Here is a 15,769-nt window from a genome sequence, read left to right on the forward strand (position 1 = left end):
GGCCCAAACGGGCCGGCTCCTCTTGTTACTTCATCGCTTGTGCCTGCTTCAGGCGTGATCCTCATGCGGCAGCGACCCGCGGCCATTGCCGCTCATCCCGCCAGAGACTTCCTCAGTGGCTTCATCCGCCAGGTCCTGCGGCAGCACCAGGTTCAGAACGATGGCAATCAGCGCGGCCGGCAGCAGGCCGCTGGTCAGCAGGATGCGCGCGGTATCGGGCATGTGCTGCAGCGCACCCGGCTCCAGCTGCAGGCCCAGGCCGATCGACAGGGAGATCGCAAAGATCACCATGTTGCGGCGGTTCCAGTCCACGTCCGACAGCATCGAAACGCCCGCCGCAACCACCATCCCGAACATCACGATCACGCCGCCGCCCAGCACCTCGATCGGCACCGTGCGGATCACCGCGCCCACCTTGGGGACCAGCCCGCAGACGATCAGGAAGATAGCTCCGCAGGTCACCACGTGGCGGCTCATCACCCCTGTCATCGCGATCAGGCCGACGTTCTGGCTAAAGGAGGTGTTTGGGAAAGCGCCAAAGAACCCTGCAATCGCGGTGCCCACACCATCGGCATAGGTCGCGCCAGCGATCTCCTCCTCAGTGGCTTCGCGGCCCGCGCCGCCCTTGGTCACGCCGGAAACGTCACCGACGGTTTCCACAGCCGAGACAAAGCTCATCAGACAGAAGCCTATGATGGCCGCGGCAGAGAACTCCACCCCGTATTTGAACGGCTGCGGCAGGGCAAAGGCTGCGGCCCGCTCCCAGGAGCCGGACACGGCTTCATACGTCAGCATGCCCGTCATCAGCGCATAGACATAGCCCACGATCAGCCCCAGCAGAACGGCAGAGACCGACAGCATTCCCTTGGTAAAGAACTTGAGGCCGAGGGTAACAAAGATCACCACCAATGCCGCCGACCAGTTCAAGAGCGAGCCGTATTCCGCCGTGCCAATGGCGGGCACACCACCCGCGGCGTACTGGATGCCAACCTTGACCAGCGCCAAACCGATCATTGTCACCACCAAGCCTGTGACCAGCGGCGGCAGCGCAAATCGGATCTTGCCAATCACAGTGCCGAGCAGCCCATGGAAAATACCGCCGACAATGACGCCGGTGAACAAGGCGGCCAGCCCGTCCACACCCTTGCCCGCAACCAGCGGGATCATGATCGGCAGGAAGGCAAAGGAGGTGCCCTGCACAATCGGCAGCGCCGCGCCAACCGGGCCAAGCGTGATCGTCTGCAGAAGGGTGGCGATACCGGCAAACAGCATCGACATCTGGATCAGATAGAGCAGCTCCGGAAAGTCCGGCGAGTTGGAGCCGAACCCGAAACCGGCAGCGCCGGCCACGATTATGGCGGGGGTGACGTTGGAAACGAACATCGCCAGCACATGCTGGATGCCCAGCGGCACCGCCTTGTGCAGGGGCGGGGTATAGTTGGGGTCGCGCAGCTGCGCTGGCGTCCCGATGGAAGTGTCAGCCATGAATATCTCCTGTTGGTCATGGGGATCTTGCCGCTTCTTGTTTTTGTTGGCGGCTTCGAGATGTGCGGTCAGTCTGCGACCACGGTAAAAGGCTCCTTGAACCAGTGTTCTTCGAGGTTGGGAGAGGTGCCGATCCGGTCGACAACGATGTACTGGCCGGGCGCGCCAAGGGGGGCGAGCACCCCGTGCCAGGTGCCCCGGTGCAGGTTGATGGACTGGCCCGGCTGGCTGATAAACGCCTGCAGATTGACCGGCGCACCGCCCTCGTCATCCGCCACCACTACCAGCATCGGCACGCCGCTCACTGGCACAAAAGCCTGGCTGCCCTCCGGGTGGCGTTCCACCATGTCCACCTTGTGCGGCAGATGGCGGGCCTTGGCGTCGAACAGGCTGATACCGGCCCGTCCGTCCGGTCCGAAATCCAGAGCCGCGCGGTCGTGGTGACGCCCGCACATCCCCTGATTGATGATCTTGTCCGGCGCGCCCGCAACCTCGATCACGTCGCCATAGGGCGCAAAAGCCGCTGCAGTCAGCGGCCTTGCGGTCAGCAGGCCGCTCACGGCAGCAGGTCCTGCAGGCGGAACTGGGCAATGCGCTCAACCTGGCGGCAGGCCTCATCGAACTCGGTCGCCCGGTCATTGTGGATACGGCGGTGGAACGCTTCCATGATCGACACCTTGTTGTGGTCGCGCACCGCGATGATGAAGGGGAAGCCGTGCTTCTCCACATACTCAGAGTTGAGCCGGGTGAAGGTCTCGCGCTCCTCATCAGTCAGCATATCAAGGCCGGCACTGGACTGTTCCGAGGTGCTTTCGGCTGTCAGACGGCCCGCGGCTGCCAGCTTGCCGGCCAGATCCGGGTGCGCGGTCAGAACGCCCAGGCGCTCGTCCTCGCTAGAGGTGCGGAAAATCCGGCACAGCGCGTTGTGGACGCCCGCCGCGCAGTCATGCGCCGGTCCCAGCTCCAGATCAAAGGCGCGGTCCGCAATCCAGGGCGAATGTTCGAAGATGGAGCCGAATTTGGACACGAACGCCTCACGCTCCATTTGGCTGGGGCGTTCGCGTTTCACCGGCGGATGGGTTTCCGCCCAATGCGCGGCAATGTCGATGCGGCGCGGGCACCAGACGCCCTCAAACCCCTGGATGTACTCAATGAAGCGCTTGAGGCCGGCAATCTTGCCCGGTCGGCCCACCAGGCGGCAGTGCAGACCGATGGTCATCATCTTCGGCGCGCCTGCCTCGCCCTCGGCATAGATCACGTCAAAGGCATCCTTCAGATACTGGAAGAAATGCTCGCCTGTGATCCAGCCAGGCGAGTTGGAAAACCGCATGTCGTTGGCTTCCAGCGTGTAGGGGATGATCAGCTGATCGCGGCCGCCACTTTCCAGCCAATAGGGCAGGTCGTCGTCATAGGTGTCGGAGATGTAATCAAATCCGCCTTCCTCGGCCACCAGGCGCACCGTGTTGGCACTGCAGCGCCCGGTGTACCAGCCGCGCGGGCGGGTGCCGGTGACCTCAGCATGCAAACGCACGGCTTCTGCAATCGCGGCGCGCTCCTCCTCTTCGGCCATATCCTTGTGCTCGACCCACTTCAGGCCGTGGCTGGCGATCTCCCAGTCCGCATCCTTCATCGCCTGCACCTGTTCAGGGCTGCGGGCCAGGGCGGTGGCAACGCCGTAAATGGTCAGCGGAATACCCGCGCCGGTGAACAGCCGGTGCAGCCGCCAGAAGCCGGCGCGCGATCCGTATTCATAGATCGACTCCATATTCCAATGGCGCTGGCCGGGCCATTGCGCGGCACCAGGAATGTCGGACAAGAACGCTTCCGAGGCCGCATCCCCGTGCAGGATGCAGTTCTCGCCGCCTTCTTCGTAGTTCAGAACAAATTGCACGGCGGCTTTGGCCCCATTGGGCCACTGCGGGTCGGGTGCGGCAGCACCGTATCCGCGCAAGTCACGGGGATAGCGCGTCACGTCAGGTCTCCTGTCTTTTGTTCCTTATAGAACAGAATAATCCGGGCAGGCTTTCAGTAAATTTTTGAAAGAACTTTTTGACTCTTGCCGCTGTATGGGGCGGGCTGAACCAAGCATACCTAAGGAAACAGATTTGACAGGAGGCTGAAATGGCCGGATTTCTGACCACCCATGTGCTGGACACCGCACGCGGCTGCCCGGCGGAAGGGCTGAAGATCGACCTTTACCGGATCGAAGGCAAAGAGCGCATCCTTCTGCGCAGCCTGACCACCAACGACGACGGGCGCACCGATGAGCAGATCCTGCCGGCAGGCGAGTTCGCCATCGGCACCTATGAGCTGGTGTTCCACGCGGGCGGCTATCTGCGCGCCACCGGCCAGGCCGGCGCCGACCCGCTGTTCCTCGACGAAGTGCCGCTGCGCTTTGGCATGAGCGAGGCAGACAGCCATTATCACGTGCCGCTCTTGCTGTCGCCCTACGGCTACTCCACCTACCGCGGCAGCTGAACCGCACACCCCAAGATACCTCTCCTCCCGCTTGGCATCTGCCAGCGGTTCCCGTCCCAGGCAACTGGGGCGGGCTTTTTCATTCTGAGGGGAGCGATGCCTGGATGTGATCCACCATGAAATCCATGAACAGCCGCACCTTGGGATCCTGATGGCGGCGATGGACGTACAGGCAGGCCATCTGGATCGGGATCGGCGGCTCTTCCGCCAGCACCGGTACCAGCCTGCCGGAGGCCAGATGTTCCGAAATCTCGAACACCGGTTTCAGGATGATTCCATGCCCGTCCAGCGCCCAACTGGTCAGCACATCTCCGTGATCCGATTCAAACGGCCCGGTGACCGTTACCCGTTTCACCCCGTCCTGGCTGCGCAGCGGCCATTGGAACTCCGGCGCGCCGGGATAGCGCAGGTTCAGGCAGTCATGCGCCTCGGTCTTCAACTCGTCGCTGGTCTTCGGCTGGCCGCGCTGCCTGATATACTCCGGCGCCGCGCACAGCACCCGCGGGCAGTCAGCGATCTTGCGGATGCGCAGGTTTGAATCCTCCGGCACGCCCAGGAAAAACGCAGCATCCAGCCCTTCTGCCGCCAGATCCAGCTTGCGGTCCGACAGCCGCAGCCGGATCGAGATCAGCGGATAAGCTTCCTTGAACTTCGGCACGGCCGGCGCAATCAGCCGCTGCCCCAGCCCCAGCGGCGCCGCTACATAGAGAGTGCCGCGCGGTGTTTGGGTGACGCTGCTGATATCCGCCTCGGCCTCATCCACCGCTTCCAGGATCTTGACCGCGCCGTGGTAGAACAGGTTGCCCTGTTCAGTCGGATTAAGCAGCCGCGTGGTGCGCTGGAACAGCCGCACGTTCAGGTGATCCTCCAGCTGTGAAATCCGCGACGACGCCACCGCGGCCGAGATCCGCATGTCGCGCGCAGCGGCGGACATGTTGCCAAGTTCATAGACGCGGACAAAGGTGCGGATATTGTCGAGATAGGCCATTCGCGTATTCTTTGTGTTATTTTGAAACAGCTTGGGTTTTTTACCCAATACATGAAAATAACACCATGCTCTAGTCTCGCATCAAAGCTTATGAGGAGAGAACAATGGAAGAGCTCGTGATCATGTGGGACTGGCTGGGCTTTGCGGTCCGCTGGCTTCATGTCATCACCGCCATTGCCTGGATCGGATCGTCCTTCTACTTCGTCGCGCTGGACCTTGGCCTGCGGAAGGTTCCGCATCTGCCGGTCGGCGCGCATGGTGAGGAATGGCAGGTCCACGGCGGCGGTTTTTACCACATCCAGAAATACCTGGTGGCGCCGGAGAACATGCCGGACCATCTGATCTGGTTCAAATGGGAAAGCTACGCCACCTGGCTGTCGGGCGCGGGCCTCTTGATGATCGTCTACTGGGCGGGCGGAGAGCTTTACCTGATCGACTCGACCAAGGCCGACCTGGCCCTGTGGCAGGGCATCCTCATTTCCGGCGCGTCGCTCAGCATCGGCTGGCTGGTCTATGACTTCCTGTGCAAATCGCCGCTGGGGGAAAAGCCGACCTTCCTGATGTTGCTGCTGTTTGTGCTGCTGGTCGCCATGGGCTGGGGCTACAACCAGATCTTCACCGGCCGCGCGGTGATGCTGCACCTGGGTGCCTTTACGGCTACCATCATGACGGCAAACGTCTTTTTCATCATCATGCCGAACCAGCGCATCGTGGTGAAGGACCTGCAGGAAGGCCGCACGCCGGATGCCAAATACGGCAAAATCGCCAAGCTGCGCTCGACCCACAACAACTACCTGACTCTGCCCGTTGTGTTCCTGATGCTGTCGAACCATTACCCGCTGGCCTTTGCCACCGAGTACAACTGGCTGATCGCGGCGCTGGTGTTCTTGATGGGCGTGACCATCCGCCATTACTTCAACAGCAACCACGCAGGCACCAGCAACCCGACCTGGACCTGGCCTGTGACCGCCATCCTGTTCATCGGCATCATGATCCTGAGCCAGGCACCGCTGCAGCAGGACACCTATGAAGAATCCGAGGCGCGGGAGCTGACCAAATCCGAGCAAGTCTTTGCCAGTAATCAGCATTTTGAGGACGTGATGAATGTGGTGCCGGGCCGCTGCGCCATGTGCCATTCGCGGGAACCCTACTTTGACGGCATCCGCCGCGCGCCCAAGAACGTGCTGCTGGAGACCCCCGCGGATGTGGCGAAATACGCGCGTGACATCTACCTCCAGGCCGGTGCCACCCACGCGATGCCGCCTGCCAACGTCACCTTCATGGAGGACGAGGAGCGCGCCCTGATCCGACGCTGGTACGGCAGCGCCTCCAAGGATCTGCCGCTGACGCTGGCCGCAAACTGACGCTGTCAGACACTTTCAAACCGATTGGCTCCGCCCCCCGTGGCGGGGCCGTTTTTCGTCCGGCACCGGGCGTGCACCCCCTGTACACCCCCAAGGCACCCCCAAGGCACCAAAAATCCGGGAACCTTTCACCGCAGCCGTGCGTTATCCCTATACAAGGGTGCGCCCAAATGCGCCGGATCTCCGGGGCTTTCGTCTGTTCAGCCACAGCGCCAATCCCTTTCGGGCACCCTTCCCCCAGCAGCACAAGCCGGGGGCTGGCCGTTTGGGACCGCGGCGAAACTGCGGGGGTTTGGACGTTGAAGGAGGAAACACGATGCACAGGAAAACCATCGCCATCGGACTTGCACTCTGCGCCGCTTTGGCCGCCTGCGGGGACACCACCGGCGAGCGGCTGGTCTATGGAGCGGGCGCCGGCGCTGCCGGTGCCGCCGTTCTGGACGGCAACCTGGTGACGGGTGCCGCTGTCGGGGCCGCGGCAAACCTGATCTACTGCCAGGAAAATCCGCACCGCTGCTAAGGCGAGAACCCTGGAAACTGAAAAGGCGGGCCAGCGGTGCCCGTCTTTATTGCCGGCTTCAGTTCCCCGCTTCGCTGCGCCGGAAGGCGGCGAGGCCGTGTTTCACTGCATAATCCACAAACAGGCGGATCTTGGGATCCTGCAGTTTCCGGTGGGGGTAGAGGCAGCCGAAGATGGTCGCCTCAGGCGGCGTGTCCGGCAGCACCTCCACCAGCGCGCCGCTCTGCAGATGCGCGGCGACGTCAAACCGCGGCTTGTTGACGATGCCGCGCCCGTCCAGCGCCCAATTGGTCAGCACGTCGCTGTCATCGGCGTCGTATTTGCCTGAGACCTCCAGCTTGCGCGGGCCCTCCGGTGTGGTCAGCGTCCAGTAATACTCAGGTGAACGCGGATAGCGCAGCAGCAGGCAGTTGTGGCCGCTCAGCAGATCCTCCGGCAGCTGCGGGGTTCCGTGGCGCTCCAGATACTCCGGTGCGGCGCAGAGCACCCGGGTGCAATCTGCGATCTTGCGCATCTTCAGGGTGGAATCATGCGGGGTGCCGATAAAGAACGCCACATCCAGCCCGTCCGCCAGGATATCGACCTTGCGGTCCGACATCCGCATGCGGATTTCGGTGGCCGGATAGTCCTCGACAAAACCGGGCACCAGCGGCGCGATGATGCGGCGGCCTACACCCAGCGGCGCAGTCACCCGGATCACCCCGCGCGGCGCAGCGGAGAACTGCGAAACCACCGCCTCGGCGTCTTCAATCGATTCGAGAACCTTCTTGGCTTCTGCATAAAACAGCTGCCCGACCTCTGTCGGGGTCAGCGATCTCGTGGTACGGTTGAAGAGACGCACCCCAAGATGCTTTTCAAGTTCCTTGATCCTTTTGCTGGCCACCGCCGGCGTCAGCCGCAGATCCCGCCCGCCAGAGGTGATGCTGCCTAGTTCGACGACTCGGGTAAAGACCCGTAGGGATTCCAGATAAGACATGTTTCACAGACCTTTACGGGGCGCGTTCCCCGCCTGCCAGTCAGTAAGGCAGGCAGAGAAGCACCGGTTCCGGCACCTATTACCGTAACCATTTTCAACAGCGTGTTGAAAGCCTTTCGCGATTGCAGCCGTTAACCGTGGCAGTCAGACAAGGTAAAAATGACTTAAGCGGGCCAGCTCGGCCCAAGAGACACTCGGGAGGCCCCATGGCACATCAAACCGGCATACGCTTTCTTCTGAACGGCAAGGACATTGTGCTGGAGGACGTGAAGGCGACCACCACCCTGCTGGATTTCCTGCGCCTGGAACAGCGCCTGACCGGCACCAAGGAAGGCTGCGCCGAGGGCGACTGCGGCGCCTGCACCGTGCTGGTGGGGCGTCTGCAGAATGGCGCCCTGCGTTATGAGGCGGTGAACGCCTGCATCCGCTTCCTGGCGTCGCTCAACGGCTGCCATGTGGTGACGGTTGAACACCTGTCCGGCCCGAACGGCCGTCTGCACCCGGTGCAGCAGGCGATGGTCGAATACCACGGCAGCCAGTGCGGCTTCTGCACCCCGGGTTTCGTGATGTCGCTCTATGCGCTGTGGATGGAAAATCCGCAGCCCACCGAGGCTGAGGTGGAAACCGCCGTTCAGGGCAACCTCTGCCGCTGCACCGGCTATGAGCCGATCGTGAAGGCGGCGCTTGCGGTGAACCAGTACGGCACCCCGGCCAATGATTACCTGACCACCGAACGCGACGCGCTGACCGCCAGGCTGAAGGCGATCCAGCCCGCGGCCCGCGTCGTAACCGGCCCCGAGGACGACCGCGCCATCCTGCCGCTGAATACGGCGGATCTGGCAGAGGTGCTGGCCGAGAACCCCAAGGCGACCATCGTCGCAGGCTCCACCGATGTGGGCCTGTGGGTCACCAAGTTCATGAAGCCGATCTCGCCGGTGGTGTTTGTTGCCCACCTGGAGGAGCTGAAGGCGGTTGAGCTGACCGATGACGCGCTGACCATCGGTGCCGGCGTCACCTATACCGAGAGCGAAGCGGCAATCCGCGATGCCTTCCCGCATCTGGGCGCCTACTGGGACCGCATTGCCGGCTGGCAGGTGCGCAACATGGGCACCGTCGGCGGCAATATCGCCAATGGCTCCCCCATCGGGGACACCCCGCCGGTGCTGATCTCGCTGGGTGCCGAGGTGACGCTGCAGAAGAAGGGCGGTTCGCGCACGCTGCCGCTGGAAGAGTTCTTTATCGACTACGGCAAGCAGGACCGCGAGCCGGGCGATTTCGTGGCCTCGATCCGTATTCCGCGCCCGGTGGCAGGGCAGATCGACGCCGCCTACAAGATCTCCAAGCGCCGGGACGAGGATATCTCCTCGGTTGCCGCCGGGGTCAGCGTCACTGTGAAGGACGGCGTGATCACCTCTGCCCGGATCGCATTCGGCGGCATGGCGGCGACGCCCAAGCGCGCTGCCGGTGCGGAGGCCGCACTGGTGGGCCAGCCCTGGGGCGAGGCGGCGTTTGACGCCGCAGCCGAAGCGGTGAAGCAGGACTTCACCCCGCTCAGCGACTGGCGCGCCTCTGCGGAGTACCGCGCGCTGACGGCCAGCAACCTGCTGCGCCGCTTCTACCTGGAACATGATGCGGGAACCGCCGGTGCCGTCCGGCTGGCCGTCGCCTGAGGAGGATTTGAGATGAAAGACCATCAGACCATCAGCGGCGCCGTGCACCATGACCGCCAGCACGACAGCGCCATCAAGCATGTGACCGGCCGCGCCGAATACACCGACGATATCGCCGAGCCCTATGGCACGCTGCACGCTTACTTGGGTGTCTCCACCGTCGCCCACGCCAATATCAAGGGCATTGATTTGTCGGCAGTGCGCGCCGCGCCAGGCGTGGTTGATGTGCTGACCGCCGATGACATCCCCGGCGTCAACGACATCAGCCCCACCGGCAAGCATGACGAGCCGGTGTTCCCGACGGAGAAAGTCGAATTCCACGGCCAGCCGATGTTCGCGGTCATCGCCGAAACCCGCGATGCCGCCCGCCGTGCGGCTGAGCTGGCGCAGGTGGATTACGAGGTGCTGCCGCACGCCTTGGACCCGGTTCAGGCGCAGGAGGCCGGCTATCCGATGATCACCGACCCGCTGAAGCTGGAGCGCGGCGATGTGGAGGCGGGCCGCAAGGACGCCCCCCACCGCATCCAAGCGCAGATGACCGTCGGCGGCCAGGACCATATGTATCTGGAGGGCCATATCGCCTTTGCCATCCCCGGCGAAGATGAAGATGTGACCGTGCATTGCTCCACCCAGCACCCCAGCGAGGCGCAGCATATGGTGGCGCATGTTCTGGGCGTGGCAAACAACGCGGTCACCGTCAACGTGCGCCGCATGGGCGGCGGCTTTGGCGGCAAGGAAAGCCAGATGAACCTGTTCTGTGCGGTGGCTGCAATTGCCGCGAAGAAGCATAACCGCCCGGTGAAAATCCGCCCGGACCGCGATCAGGACATGACCGCCACCGGCAAACGCCATGACTTCGTGATCGACTATGACGTGGCCTTTGATGACGCCGGCCGCATCCAGGCGGTCGAGGGCGGCTTTGCCGCGCGCTGCGGCTATTCCTCTGACTTGTCAGGGCCAGTGACTGACCGCGCGCTGTTCCATGCGGATAACGCCTATTTCTACCCGAACGTGCTGCTGAAAAGCCGGCCGATGAAGACCAACACGGTTTCGAACACCGCCTTCCGCGGCTTTGGCGGCCCGCAGGGTGTGGTCGCGGCGGAGCGGATGATCGAAGAGATCGCCTATGCCCTCGGCAAGGACCCGCTGGATGTGCGCAAGGCCAACTTCTATGGCGAGGAAGGCCGCGACCTGACGCCCTACCATCAGAAGGTGGAGGACAATATCCTCGACCGGCTGATCGGGGAGCTGGAAGAGAACGCCGAATACCGCAAGCGCCGGGAAGAGATCATCGCTTTCAACAAGGAATCGAAGATCATCAAGAAGGGCATTGCCCTGACACCGGTGAAATTCGGCATTTCCTTCACCGCAACCTGGTACAATCAGGCGGGTTCGCTGATCCATGTCTACAATGACGGCTCGATCCACCTGAACCACGGCGGCACCGAGATGGGGCAGGGCCTCAACACCAAGGTGGCGCAGGTTGTGGCCGATGCCTTCCAGGTCGATTTCGAGCGCATCAAGATAACCAAGACCACCACCGAGAAGGTGCCGAACACCTCCGCCACCGCGGCCTCTTCGGGGTCGGACCTCAATGGCATGGCGGCGCTGGATGCGGCGGAGCAGATCATTGCCCGGCTGACCAAGTTCGCGGCCGAAAAGCATGGCGTATCCGAGGCGGAGGTCGAATTCCTGCCCAACCGCGTGCGCGTCGGCAGCGAGGAGATCCCTTTTGATACGCTGGTGAAAGAGGCCTATATGGCCCGCGTCCACCTGTCGGCGGCGGGGTTCTACAAAACCCCGGAAATCCACTGGGACCGCGCGGCGGGCAAGGGGCAGCCGTTCTTCTACTACGCCTATGGCGCGTCCTGCTCCGAGGTGTCGGTCGACACGCTGACCGGCGAATACCGGGTGGAGCGCACCGACATCCTGCATGACGTGGGCCGCTCGCTGAACCCGGTGCTGGACAAGGGCCAGGTGGAGGGCGCCTTCATCCAGGGCATGGGCTGGCTCACCACCGAGGAGCTGTGGTGGGACGGCGAGGGCCGCCTGCGCACCCATGCGCCCTCGACCTACAAGATCCCGCTGGCCTCCGACCGGCCGCGCATCTTCAACACGCAGCTGGCCGAATGGTCAGTGAACAAGAAGCGCACCATCAAGCGGTCCAAAGCCGTAGGCGAGCCGCCGTTCATGCTGGGCATCTCGGTGTTCGAGGCGCTGTCGATGGCTGTTGCCAGCACCGCGGACTACAAGGTCTGCCCGCGACTGGATGCACCGGCCACACCGGAGCGCGTGCTGATGGCGATCGAAACCCTCAAAGGGCAGGGCTGAGCCATGACCCGCCGCCCCTCCCTCCAAGACTTTCTGGCCAGCCGCAAACATGTAGTGCAAGTCGCGCTGACCCGCGTCCGCGGGTCCTCCCCGCGCGAGGCCGGCACCTGCATGTTTGTGGCGGCAGAAGGCCTGTGGGGGACCATTGGCGGCGGCCAGCTGGAATATATTGCAATCGACCACGCCCGGCGGATGCTGAAGCAGGGTGTAATCAGCGACACGCTGGATGTGCCGCTGGGGCCGGAGATCGGCCAGTGCTGCGGCGGACGGGTGGAAATGTCGCTGGCGCAGATGCGCCAGACCGACCGCGACGATGCCATTGCCGCACAGCAGGCCGAGGAGCAGGCGCTGCCGCATGTCTATGTGATGGGCGCGGGCCATGTGGGCCGGGCCCTGGCGGATCTGTTCCAGCATATGCCCGTACGCTGCATCCTGATCGACCAGCGCGCCGAAGAGCTGGCCCTGTGTCACGCGGATGTGGAAATCCGCCAAAGCGCTATTCCTGAGATCGACATCGCCACCGCCCCGGCGGGCAGCGCCTTCATCGTTCTCACCCATGATCACGCGCTCGACTTCCTGCTTGCCTCCGCTGCCCTGCAGCGCGGCGATGCGGGCTATGTCGGCCTGATCGGATCGGCCACCAAGCGGGAGAAGTTCCGCCGCTGGTGCCGGGACCATTGCGACGGTCTGGGAACCGGCCGTCTCATCTGCCCCATCGGGGCAAGCGGTAGCCGCGACAAGCGGCCCAGCGTCATCGCAGCCTTCGTGGCGGCGGAAGTGATCGCTGATCTGACCTCTGAAACTGCCGCGTCCGCTCCATCACGGAGCACTGACCTGCCCCAGGCGGGTAAGCAACCGGACGCAGAGGGAGATACGGCTGGAGCAAACAGCCGTTAAGACTGCGTCCTCTTGACAGGAGGAGGCCGCCATGACCGGGCGGAGCTACACGTACAAACTGTTCGCGCGGAATGACTTCAGTGCATTCTGGGCGCTGTTCACAGACAACCTGATCAACCTGATCGTGCTTTCGGGCATCTGTCAGTTTGTCTTCAACATGCCTGCCGACATCGTGTTCGGCCGCATCGTGCCCGGCGCCGCAGTGGCGATCCTGGCCGGTATCGCGGTCTACACCTGGCTGGCCAAACACACCGCCGAGAAAGAGGGCCGCGACGTGACCGCGCTGCCCTATGGCATCTCGACGCCCGTGATGTTCGTCTATCTGTTCGGCGTGATCGGGCCGATCTACTGGTCCACCAATGACGCCATGCTGGCGTGGCAAGTGGGTATCGGCGCGGGTTTCATGGGCGGCATCGTTGCGGGCCTTGGCGCCATCGTCGGCCCCTGGCTCAAGCGGGTGACCCCGCGCGCCGGTATGCTCGGCACGCTCTGCGGCATTGCGCTGGTGTTCATCGGCACCGTGCCGCTGGCAACGATTTTCGAAAACCCGTTCATCGGCTTTGCCTCGATGATCATCATCCTGTGGGGTCTGGTGGGCCGCCACCGGCTGCCGTTCAACATCCCGGCAGGCCTTCTGGCGCTGATCGTCGGCACAGTCGTGGCGCTTGGCATGGGTGAGGCCTCGGTGTCTCTGGATGGCGTGGGCATCTACCTGCCGGTCCCGTACTTCGGTGACCTGATTGCCGGCATCCAGCATCTGTTCGCCAACCCGGAGCTGTTCCTGGTCCTGGTGCCGGTGCAGATCTACAACTTCATCGAAACCATGAACAACGTCGAAAGCGCCGAAGCGGCGGGCGACCACTATCCGGTCGGCCTGTGCCAGGTGACCGACGGCGTCGGCACCATGATCGGTGCGGTCTTCGGCTCGCCGTTCCCGACCACCGCCTATATCGGCCACCCGGCGTACAAGCGGATGGGCGCGCGCTCCGGCTACATCATCGGCGTCGGCATCGTGATCCCCTTTGCCGCCTTCTTTGGCCTCCTGGCGTTCCTCAACAACCTGATCCCCGTGGCCGCGGCCGCGCCGGTGCTGGTGTTCGTGGCGCTCAGCCTGGTGACCAATACCGCGCATTCGGTCAAGACCGACCATATCGCTGCGGTGACGATTGCAATGATGCCGCATGTCTCGGCCTTCCTGGTGATCAAATGGGGCGCACTGGCCGGCGCATTGGGCGCACTGGGTGCCACCGGCATGGCCCAGCTCGGCGATCCGGAACTGACCGCAGCGCTGCTGCAGCAGGGCGCGCACTACGAAGGCCATCTGGCGCTCAGCCAGGGTGCGATCCTGACCGGCCTGATCTGGGGCGCCATCGTGGCCAGCGTGATCGACGGTGACTTCCGCAACGCGGGCGGCTTTGCCCTGGCGGCGGCGGTGATGTCGCTGGTCGGCGTGATCCACTCTGCCAGCCTGCATTGGCCGGAGTTCAGTGGTGTCGCCATGGGCTACCTGATCGCCGCGGCCTTCCTGTTCATCTACCCGATCTTCCACAAGGCGGATGAGCACGAGGAAGCCGAGGATGACGGTGTGAAGCCGCATGTGCCGCACCTGCCGGCAGGCGAATAATCCCAAATGACAATGGGCAGGGGGCTGCGCGCTCCCTGCCTGCGAACCAAGGACAACACAGATATGACATCGAAACAGACGCTGCTGCGCGGCCGGGTGCTTTCCTTCACCGCCGAGCCGCAAGACCCCCAGGACACCAGCGCCTATGAGTTCATCGAGGACGGCGCACTGCTGGTCGCGGACGGCATGATCGTGGCCAAGGGCAGCTATGACGCGCTCGCTCCGCAGGCCGCAGGCGCCGAGGTGATCGACCACCGCCCCAACATTCTGATGGCCGGCTTCATCGACACCCACCTGCATTTCCCGCAGGTGCAGGTGATCGCTTCCTGGGGCTCGCAGCTCTTGGAGTGGCTGAACAACTACACCTTCCCGGAGGAGGTCCGCTTTGCCGATGCCGGCCACAGTGCCGGGATGGCCGGGCATTTCTTTGACCTCTTGACCAGCCATGGCACCACCACCGCGGTGGCCTATTGCTCGGTCCACAAAACCTCCGCCGAGGCCTATTTCACCGAGGCCGCCCGCCGCAACATGCGGATGATCGGCGGCAAGGTGCTGATGGACCGCAACGCGCCGGAGGGCCTGCTGGATACGCCGGTCAGCGGCTATGATGACACCAAGGAGCTGATCGCGAAATACCACGGCAAGGGCCGGGGGCTTTATGCCATCACCCCGCGCTTTGCCATCACCTCCACCCCCGACCAGATGGAGATGGCGGGTGCCTTGGTGCAGGAGCACCCGGACTGCTACGTGCAGACCCACCTGTCGGAAAACCACGACGAGATCGCCTTTACTGCCGAGCTTTACCCGCAGGCGCGCGATTATCTGGACGTCTACCAGTCCTACGGGCTGCTGACGGAAAAGATGCTGCTGGGCCACTCGATCCACCTGCAGCCGCGCGAGATTGATGCCCTGGCTGAAACCCAGGCCAAGCCGGTGTTCTGCCCGACCTCGAACCTGTTCCTTGGCAGCGGATTGTTCGACGACGCAGGCCTGCGCGAGCGCGGCATCACCAATGCCATTGCCACCGACATCGGCGCCGGCACCAGCTATTCGATGCTGCAGACCCTGAACGAGGGCTACAAGGTTCTGCAATTGCAGAACCAGAAACTGCACCCCTTGCGCGCTTTCCACTGGATCACCCGCGGCAACGCCGTGGCGCTGGGGCTGGAGGACAAGATTGGCACGCTGGAGGCAGGCACCGAGGCCGACATCGTCGTGCTCGATTCCCGCGCCACCCACGCGATGGACCTGCGGATGCAGCGGGCGGAAACCCTGTCCGAAGAGCTGTTCATCCTGCAGACCCTGGGCGACGACCGCTCCATCGCGCAGACCTATGTGGCCGGCCAGCCGATGAAATCCTGACCTTGCCGCCGCGGGCCAGCGCCCGCGGCACCCCTCCAGTTTATTACCATAATCAAGATTACAATCATTTTTCA

At 63.4% G+C, this 15,769-nt stretch carries 13 protein-coding genes; 8 read left to right on the forward strand and 5 right to left on the reverse strand.

Features of this window, described 5'->3' with window-relative positions:
• Positions 1–48 precede the first annotated feature (48 nt).
• The 3 genes from RA26_RS20970 to puuE all read right to left on the reverse strand — a co-directional run bounded on the left by RA26_RS20970 (position 49) and on the right by puuE (position 3,457).
• Entirely contained in the window at positions 49–1,485 is a 1,437-nt protein-coding gene (locus RA26_RS20970; RefSeq protein WP_039187217.1) for a uracil-xanthine permease family protein, read from the reverse strand.
• Between the two features lie 68 nt (positions 1,486–1,553).
• Entirely contained in the window at positions 1,554–2,045 is a 492-nt protein-coding gene (locus RA26_RS20975) for an ureidoglycolate lyase (protein WP_039187220.1), read from the reverse strand.
• On the reverse strand, positions 2,042–3,457 hold the full coding sequence (puuE, locus tag RA26_RS20980) for an allantoinase PuuE (RefSeq protein ID WP_039187222.1): 1,416 nt from the start codon (positions 3,455–3,457) through the stop codon (positions 2,042–2,044). The genes RA26_RS20975 and puuE overlap by 4 nt, the downstream gene beginning before the upstream one ends.
• A gap of 149 nt (positions 3,458–3,606) precedes the next feature.
• Between puuE and uraH the strand changes: the two genes are divergently transcribed.
• Positions 3,607–3,963, forward strand: coding sequence for a hydroxyisourate hydrolase (gene uraH / locus RA26_RS20985; protein WP_039187224.1), 357 nt, complete (start codon positions 3,607–3,609; stop codon positions 3,961–3,963).
• Between the two features lie 79 nt (positions 3,964–4,042).
• Here uraH and RA26_RS20990 read toward each other — a convergent pair whose 3' ends face one another.
• The gene (locus RA26_RS20990) at positions 4,043–4,951 is read right to left on the reverse strand and encodes a LysR family transcriptional regulator (protein ID WP_039187226.1); all 909 of its coding nucleotides are present in this window, start codon (positions 4,949–4,951) and stop codon (positions 4,043–4,045) included.
• A gap of 104 nt (positions 4,952–5,055) precedes the next feature.
• Here RA26_RS20990 and RA26_RS20995 point away from each other — a divergent pair, with 104 nt between their 5' ends.
• Together RA26_RS20995 and RA26_RS21000 are read left to right on the forward strand one after the other, a co-directional pair.
• Entirely contained in the window at positions 5,056–6,315 is a 1,260-nt protein-coding gene (locus RA26_RS20995) for a urate hydroxylase PuuD (protein ID WP_039187228.1), read from the forward strand.
• A 316-nt stretch (positions 6,316–6,631) separates the two neighbouring features.
• Entirely contained in the window at positions 6,632–6,835 is a 204-nt protein-coding gene (locus tag RA26_RS21000) for a hypothetical protein (RefSeq protein WP_039187230.1), read from the forward strand.
• Positions 6,836–6,893: 58 nt separating this feature from the next.
• Here RA26_RS21000 and RA26_RS21005 read toward each other — a convergent pair whose 3' ends face one another.
• The gene (locus RA26_RS21005) at positions 6,894–7,811 is read right to left on the reverse strand and encodes a LysR family transcriptional regulator (protein ID WP_039187233.1); all 918 of its coding nucleotides are present in this window, start codon (positions 7,809–7,811) and stop codon (positions 6,894–6,896) included.
• 206 nt (positions 7,812–8,017) lie between these two features.
• On the opposite strand from RA26_RS21005, the gene xdhA reads away from it, so the two are divergent.
• The 5 genes from xdhA (at position 8,018) to guaD (ending at position 15,695) form a co-directional block, all read left to right on the forward strand.
• Complete coding sequence (xdhA, locus tag RA26_RS21010) at positions 8,018–9,481, forward strand: xanthine dehydrogenase small subunit (RefSeq protein ID WP_039187236.1); 1,464 nt, start codon at positions 8,018–8,020, stop codon at positions 9,479–9,481.
• 12 nt (positions 9,482–9,493) lie between these two features.
• Positions 9,494–11,812 (forward strand): xanthine dehydrogenase molybdopterin binding subunit, encoded by a 2,319-nt coding sequence (gene xdhB, locus RA26_RS21015; protein ID WP_039187238.1) that lies wholly within the window; start codon positions 9,494–9,496, stop codon positions 11,810–11,812.
• Between the two features lie 3 nt (positions 11,813–11,815).
• Positions 11,816–12,709, forward strand: coding sequence for a xanthine dehydrogenase accessory protein XdhC (gene xdhC, locus RA26_RS21020; RefSeq protein WP_039187239.1), 894 nt, complete (start codon positions 11,816–11,818; stop codon positions 12,707–12,709).
• A 31-nt stretch (positions 12,710–12,740) separates the two neighbouring features.
• On the forward strand, positions 12,741–14,333 hold the full coding sequence (locus tag RA26_RS21025; RefSeq protein ID WP_039187240.1) for a xanthine/uracil/vitamin C permease: 1,593 nt from the start codon (positions 12,741–12,743) through the stop codon (positions 14,331–14,333).
• A 63-nt stretch (positions 14,334–14,396) separates the two neighbouring features.
• Positions 14,397–15,695 carry a guanine deaminase gene (gene guaD, locus RA26_RS21030; RefSeq protein WP_039187305.1) on the forward strand — a complete coding sequence of 433 codons (1,299 nt, stop codon included), beginning with the start codon at positions 14,397–14,399 and terminating at the stop codon, positions 15,693–15,695.
• Positions 15,696–15,769: the final 74 nt, after the last annotated feature.

The sequence above is a fragment of the Leisingera sp. ANG-M7 genome (assembly GCF_000813965.1).
Taxonomy (GTDB): domain Bacteria; phylum Pseudomonadota; class Alphaproteobacteria; order Rhodobacterales; family Rhodobacteraceae; genus Leisingera.

Coding starts and splice junctions, on each gene's coding strand:
- RA26_RS20970 (WP_039187217.1), bottom strand. CDS start 1,485: ATGGCTGACACTTCCATCGGGACGCCAGCGCAGCTGCGCGACCCCAAC.
- uraH (WP_039187224.1), top strand. CDS start 3,607: ATGGCCGGATTTCTGACCACCCATGTGCTGGACACCGCACGCGGCTGC.
- RA26_RS20990 (WP_039187226.1), bottom strand. CDS start 4,951: ATGGCCTATCTCGACAATATCCGCACCTTTGTCCGCGTCTATGAACTT.
- RA26_RS20995 (WP_039187228.1), top strand. CDS start 5,056: ATGGAAGAGCTCGTGATCATGTGGGACTGGCTGGGCTTTGCGGTCCGC.
- RA26_RS21000 (WP_039187230.1), top strand. CDS start 6,632: ATGCACAGGAAAACCATCGCCATCGGACTTGCACTCTGCGCCGCTTTG.
- RA26_RS21005 (WP_039187233.1), bottom strand. CDS start 7,811: ATGTCTTATCTGGAATCCCTACGGGTCTTTACCCGAGTCGTCGAACTA.
- xdhA (WP_039187236.1), top strand. CDS start 8,018: ATGGCACATCAAACCGGCATACGCTTTCTTCTGAACGGCAAGGACATT.
- xdhB (WP_039187238.1), top strand. CDS start 9,494: ATGAAAGACCATCAGACCATCAGCGGCGCCGTGCACCATGACCGCCAG.
- xdhC (WP_039187239.1), top strand. CDS start 11,816: ATGACCCGCCGCCCCTCCCTCCAAGACTTTCTGGCCAGCCGCAAACAT.
- RA26_RS21025 (WP_039187240.1), top strand. CDS start 12,741: ATGACCGGGCGGAGCTACACGTACAAACTGTTCGCGCGGAATGACTTC.
- guaD (WP_039187305.1), top strand. CDS start 14,397: ATGACATCGAAACAGACGCTGCTGCGCGGCCGGGTGCTTTCCTTCACC.